1 protein-coding gene is annotated in these 1,091 nt (G+C 40.5%); it reads left to right on the top strand.

The features are described 5' to 3' along the window. On the top strand, window positions 1–1,091 hold a 1,091-nt coding region (locus tag NYG85_RS12065; RefSeq protein ID WP_284938922.1), incomplete at both ends, for an Ig-like domain-containing protein.

Raw genomic sequence — 1,091 nt, 5'->3', positions numbered from 1 at the left:
TAAAGTTGATCCAGACACTGGCAAAATCACAATCCCAGCTGACAAAATAGAAGACGGCTCAGAAGTTACAGCTAAAACAGAAGACAAAGCTGGTAACGTTTCAGATGAGGGTAAAGTAGTAGCAGGTGATACAACTGCCCCAGTAGTAGATATCACAGAAGTAACACCAGTAGATACAAATTCTAACGGCACACCTGATAAGACAAAAATTAGCGTAGAAACAAATGAACCAAATGCACCTATCGTATTTAAAGACGAGCAAGGCAACGAGCTAGGCAGAGGCACAACAGACGCTAATGGTAACTTCACTGGCGAAATTAAACCAGTAAATCCGGGTGATAAGGTAATAGCAGAAGTAACTGACCCAAGTGGCAACACTGGCACAGATACACAAACAGCTGGCAACCTAACAACTGATGATAAAGATGCCCCAGTAGTAGATATCACAGAAGTAACACCAGTAGATACAAATTCTAACGGCACACCTGATAAGACAAAAATTAGCGTAGAAACAAATGAACCAAATGCACCTATCGTATTTAAAGACGAGCAAGGCAACGAGCTAGGCAGAGGCACAACAGACGCTAATGGTAACTTCACTGGCGAAATTAAACCAGTAAATCCGGGTGATAAGGTAATAGCAGAAGTAACTGACCCAAGTGGCAACACTGGTAAAGATACAGAAGTGGCTAATGGCACACTAGATCAGTCGCCTCACGCCGAGCTAGACGTATCATCAATCAATTACAGAGGTGATATAGAACTACCATTTGCAAGAGATATAGCTATTAAAAATGCTCAAAATATCGGTGCTGACCAAAAACTAAAAGTAACTCTAATAGGTGAAAATGGCAACGAAATAGCAAGCTACATAAGAAATGGCAACGACCAAGATGCTTGGGGACGTAAAACACTAGCCGAAATGGCAGCTGTTAAAGAGTATAAACTAGATTTAGTTGATACCAATGGCAATGTAATTCAAACACTAGATACAAAACCAGTATCTTTAAGTGATGTTGTTATTACAGATGTTATAGATGATGTAGCAGGCGGCAAAGATGGCAAATTACAAAGTGGCGACTTCACAAATG

The sequence above is a fragment of the Campylobacter gastrosuis genome, assembly GCF_030249845.1.
GTDB classification, from domain to species: Bacteria; Campylobacterota; Campylobacteria; order Campylobacterales; family Campylobacteraceae; genus Campylobacter_A; species Campylobacter_A gastrosuis.
Note: the sequence above shows the minus strand (reverse complement) of the source record. Positions and strands in the feature narration are given on the sequence as shown.